General features: G+C 49.3%; 6 protein-coding genes. All 6 read left to right on the top strand.

Annotation, left to right across the window (positions count from 1 at the left end):
- Nucleotides 1-592 (top strand): hypothetical protein (locus tag GX147_00795; protein ID NLN59247.1); only part of this gene is annotated, 592 nt, incomplete at its 5' end.
- 81 nt (nt 593-673) lie between these two features.
- On the top strand, nt 674-1,447 hold the full coding sequence (locus GX147_00800) for a phage antirepressor (protein ID NLN59248.1): 774 nt from the start codon (nt 674-676) through the stop codon (nt 1,445-1,447).
- The gene (locus GX147_00805) at nt 1,444-1,869 is read left to right on the top strand and encodes a hypothetical protein (protein NLN59249.1); all 426 of its coding nucleotides are present in this window, start codon (nt 1,444-1,446) and stop codon (nt 1,867-1,869) included. Before GX147_00800 ends, GX147_00805 begins: the two co-directional genes overlap by 4 nt.
- The gene (locus GX147_00810; protein NLN59250.1) at nt 1,869-4,139 is read left to right on the top strand and encodes a DNA primase; all 2,271 of its coding nucleotides are present in this window, start codon (nt 1,869-1,871) and stop codon (nt 4,137-4,139) included. Before GX147_00805 ends, GX147_00810 begins: the two co-directional genes overlap by 1 nt.
- A 131-nt stretch (nt 4,140-4,270) precedes the next feature.
- Entirely contained in the window at nt 4,271-4,552 is a 282-nt protein-coding gene (locus tag GX147_00815) for a VRR-NUC domain-containing protein (GenBank protein NLN59251.1), read from the top strand.
- Nucleotides 4,533-5,084, top strand: a 552-nt coding sequence (locus GX147_00820; protein ID NLN59252.1) for an ATP-dependent helicase, incomplete at its 3' end; no start/stop codon positions are given. The genes GX147_00815 and GX147_00820, both read left to right, overlap by 20 nt.

Here is a 5,084-nt window from a genome sequence, read left to right on the forward strand (position 1 = left end):
GGGTTACGGCGGCTCCGGGGGTGCGCTCAAGGCAATGGGTGCCCTTGAGATGGGTCTTACCGAAGAGGATCTGCCGCCGCTCGTGTCGGCATGGCGCTCGTCCAATCCGAGCATTGTGAGTTTCTGGTGGGACGTCGACCGCGCTGCAATGAAAGCTGTAAAAGAAAAACCTGCGACCGATACCCACGGCATCTGCTTTGTGTATCAGAGCGGAATGCTTTTCATTATCCTTCCGTCCGGTAGACGGCTCGCCTATGTGAAGCCTCGCATCGGAGAGAACAGGTTCGGCGGCGACTGTATCACCTATGAAGGTGTAGGCAGCACAAAAAAATGGGAGCGTATCGATAGTTACGGACCCAAAATCGTGGAAAATATTGTTCAGGCGACAGCCCGCGATATTCTCTGTTACGCAATGCAAACGCTCCGCCACTGCTTTATCACAATGCACATCCACGACGAATTGGTCATCGAAGCCGACAGCCGAATGTCACTTGACGCAGTTTGCAAACAGATGAGCCGAACTCCTCCCTGGGCAAAGGGTCTTAAACTTCACGCTGACGGTTATGAAACAGATTTTTATAAAAAAGATTGATTCTTTTCGTTCAAGACCTACATTTCCCTCCAGTGAGTTTTAAGGGGTATTGCCCCTAATAAATTCGCTGGAGGTTTTTTTATGGACACGATTCAGATTTATCGCTACGAGGATTTCGATGTGCGCACAGTAAACAAAAACGGTGCGCCGTGGTTCGTGGCGGCAGATGTTTGCAGGGTACGTGAACTTGGGAATCCCACAATGGCATTGGAACGACTCGATGAGGATGAGAAAGCCCTCATTTCAATTGAGGGCTTAAGCAGAGGAAATGACAACGCAAATATCATAAACGAACCCGGCTTGTACACGCTCATTCTCGGCAGTCGCAAACCGCAGGCGAAGGCGTTCAAAAGATGGATTACACATGATGTTATTCCTTCCATCCGCAAGCACGGCCTTTACGCAACTGACGAACTGCTCGCCAATCCGGATATCCTTATAGCCGCATTGCAGGAACTCAAAGCAGAGCGCGAGCGCACAAAAATGTTACAGCTCACGGCGGCAATTCAGGAACAACAGATTGCCGAGATGCAGCCGAAAGCCAGTTATTACGACCTCATTCTGCAGAATAAAAACACCGTCCCCGTTACCCAGATTGCAAAGGACTACGGCATGAGCGGGCAAGCACTTAACAAGCTGCTTCACGAACTTGGCATCCAGTACAAAATGCGCGGAACATGGCTTTTATATCAGGAGTATGCCAATCGAGGCTATACCCAGTCCCGCACCCACGCCATTGATGTTGACCGCAGCGTCATGCACACCTACTGGACACAAAAAGGCAGACTGTTCCTCTATGACCTGCTTAAAAATGAGTGCGGCATTCTGCCTGTGATTGAAGGCGGTGCACAGTGAGTATTGACAAATACAATGCCGAGGGATATTACGATCCGACCGCCTACGAAGCGATGACCACCATAGAAAAAGAAGAACGTGCGCTTCGGGCGTTTCGCCCCATTGTATATATCTGCTCGCCCTATGCAGGTGAGACGGAAAGTAATATAAAGGCGGCGCAAAAATACAGCCGTTTTGCGGTAAACAAAGGTTATATCCCAATCGCACCACATCTTTTGTTCCCACAATTTATGAATGACACCGATCCCACCGAGCGAAAGCTGGGTCTATTCTTTGGAAACGCTTTGATGAGCAAATGCTCCGAGGTGTGGGTATTCGGGGAACGCATCTCCGCTGGTATGGAATCGGAAATCAAGCGTGCCCGTTGGAAAAATTACCGATTACGCTATTTTAGCGAAAGCTGTGAGGAGGTTCAAAGATGATGTTCACGCTATACCGTGCCGATTGTATCGGCAATCGCGGGAACTGCCTATATCCTAACAAGATAAATGTCACGGACGAAACCGCACTGGCAGAAGCAGTTAAATGTGACTATGTGTGCGCCAAGTACCAGAACAGCTATCGCAGCGGAGCAAACTTCATAGGTGCTGACTGCCTTCCTGTCGACTGTGATAACGACCATTCAGAAGATCCCGCTGACTGGGTCGTTCCCACTGATGTTGCGAATGCCTTCCCTGGCGTAAGATTTGCCGTGCATTATAGCCGCAACAATTTAAAAGAAAAGAACGGCAAAGCCCCAAGGCCCAAATTTCATGTGCTCTTTCCCATCGACCTCATTTTTGATGCTCGGCTCTATGCGGATATGAAAAGGCTGGTCTGCGGTATCTTCCCATTTTTCGATACACAGGCGCTTGACGCCGCACGATTTTTCTTTGGCACCTCAGCACCGGAGGTCGAATTACATTCCGGCACAATGAACCTGACTACCTTTTTACAGGCAGATGACTTCGATGCTGATATGGAAAACAACGGTCAGCCTCGCGTTATTGCAGAAGGCAATCGGAATGCCACTATGTCACGATTCGCCGGTCGAGTCCTTAAACGTTACGGTGATACCGAGGAGGCGTATCAATGCTTTTGCGATGAGGCCGCGAAATGCTCCCCGCCGCTGGGCACACAGGAACTTGCCACCATCTGGCGCAGTGCGCGAGGTTTTTATCAGCGTATCCAGCGTCAGGACGGATATGTGCCACCGGAAGTGTACAATTCTGATGTTTCCTACAAGCCCGGAGATTTTTCCGATGTCGGCCAGGCTACGGTACTGTCAAAGTATTTTGGTAATGAACTAAGATATTCCCCGGCTACCCGTTACCTCCGCTACTGCGAAAATTACTGGCAGGAAACCGAACCCGGCGCACAGGCAGTCGCGCAGGAACTCACCAGACGTCAACTGGACGAGGCAACCAACGACCTATTGACCGCTACAAAAAAGCTGTCGGAAGTCGGTGCACAGGAAATATTGGACACCACTTCCAAGAGCAAAGCCGAGTCTCTGTTTAATGATGAGCAGGCTGAAGCTTACGCCGCTTTCCTTGCCGCAAAAGCCTATCAGTCCTTTTCCATCAAGCGCAGGGAGTCGAAAAACATCACAGCAACCCTGCGTGAAGCACATCCCATGCTGGAAATCTCACCGCGAGACCTTGATACAGATTGTTTCCTTCTGTGTACACCTGCCGCCACCTATGATCTTCGCAAAGGTATGGACGGTGCAAGAGAACACTCCCCGGAGGACTATATAACGAAAATCACCACCGTTTCGCCCGGCGATAAAGGCGAAAACCTCTGGAAGGATACCATCAACCTTATTTTCTGCGGCGACCAAGTTCTGATTGATTATGTGCAAATGGTCTGCGGTCTTGCCGCCATCGGCAAAGTGTATCTTGAAGCGTTGATTATTGCCTACGGTGATGGGCGCAACGGTAAATCCACCTTTTGGAATGTACTATCCCGCGTAATGGGCTTATATAGCGGAAACATCTCCGCCGATGCGCTCACCGTTGGATGCCGCAGGAACATTAAACCGGAAATGGCAGAGGTCAAGGGCAAACGCCTGTTGATTGCGGCTGAGCTGCAGGAAGGTACACGCCTTAATAACTCGGTTGTAAAGCAGCTTTGCTCTACGGACGATGTATTCGCAGAGAAAAAATACAAAGACCCCTTCAGTTTTACACCCTGCCACACTCTGGTTCTTTACACAAACCACCTTCCTAAAGTGGGAGCGTCAGACGCCGGTATCTGGCGCAGGCTGATTGTTATTCCTTTCAACGCCAAGATTGAGGGCGAAGGCGATATTAAAAACTACGCTGAATACCTCTACGCCAATGCAGGTGAAAGCATTCTCGCATGGGTTATCGAGGGTGCGAAAAAGGTTATCGACATTGATTATCATATTCCTCTGCCCAAATGCGTAAGTGACGCAATCGAGGCGTACAGGCAGGAAAACGACTGGCTCGGTCATTTCCTTGAGGATAGATGTGAGCTTGGCAGCGATTTGCGAGAAAAGTCCAGCGACCTCTATATCGCATATAGGAATCATTGCGCCGAAAGAAACGAGTTTGTGCGCAGCACGACGGATTTTTATGCCGCCTTAGACAACGCCGGCTTCCAGAAGATAAAACCCAAGGGCTGGAGTTTCATTACCGGGCTTCGATTGAAGGTTGACGGCGGTGATTTTGAGGATTTCCTGAGCTGAAGGTGAGGGTCGATGAGGGTCGTTTCATAAAACCCCCTTTAGACTGATTTTTTTACTCCTAAAGGGACTTTTAGTATTTGACCCTCATCGACCCTCACCCAATATGAAATTTGTGCGGTGGAGGCATGGATATGAGAGAAAAAACAATAGAAGAAAAACTTGTAAAAGCGGTAAAAAGCATGGGTGGCATTGCACTGAAAATATCGTCGGCAAATTATGACGGGATGCCCGACCGCCTTGTACTTCTCACTGATGGGAAGCTGGCGTTCATAGAACTGAAAGCCCCTGGCAAAAAGCTGCGTCCTTTGCAGGAAAAGCGAAAAAGACAGTTAGAGGCACTTGGCTTTTTAGTATTTTGTATTGACGGCATAGACCAGATTGGAGGGATACTCGATGAAATACGATCCACATGACTATCAGACCTACGCCACAAATTTTATTCTTGAGCATCCCATTGCGGCAATCCTGCTGGATATGGGTCTTGGCAAAAGTGTCATTACTCTCACCGCCGTAAATGACCTGCTGTTCGACAGCTTTGAAATACACAAGGTTCTCGTCGTGGCTCCTTTACGGGTAGCGCGTGATACATGGCCTGCGGAACTTGAAAAATGGGAGCATCTGCACGGACTTGTTTATTCCATAGCAGTCGGAAGCGAGGTTCAGCGCAAGGCAGCTTTGATGCAAAAAGCCGATATTTACATCATAAACCGAGAAAACATCGAATGGCTGGTAGAGAAAAGCGGTCTGCCCTTTGACTACGATATGTTGGTAGTCGATGAGCTATCATCCTTTAAGTCCTATCAAGCGAAACGCTTCAGAAGCCTTTCGTCGGTGCGGCCGAAGGTGAATCGCGTGGTCGGTTTGACCGGCACTCCTTCCTCCAACGGTCTGATGGATTTATGGGCGGAGTTCCGGCTGCTGGATATGGGTAAAAGACTTGGGCGA

The sequence above is a fragment of the Deltaproteobacteria bacterium genome, assembly GCA_012522415.1.
In the GTDB taxonomy this organism is placed as follows: domain Bacteria; phylum Desulfobacterota; class Syntrophia; order Syntrophales; family JAAYKM01; genus JAAYKM01.

Coding starts and splice junctions, on each gene's coding strand:
- GX147_00810 (NLN59250.1), top strand. CDS start 1,869: ATGTTCACGCTATACCGTGCCGATTGTATCGGCAATCGCGGGAACTGC.
- GX147_00800 (NLN59248.1), top strand. CDS start 674: ATGGACACGATTCAGATTTATCGCTACGAGGATTTCGATGTGCGCACA.
- GX147_00815 (NLN59251.1), top strand. CDS start 4,271: ATGAGAGAAAAAACAATAGAAGAAAAACTTGTAAAAGCGGTAAAAAGC.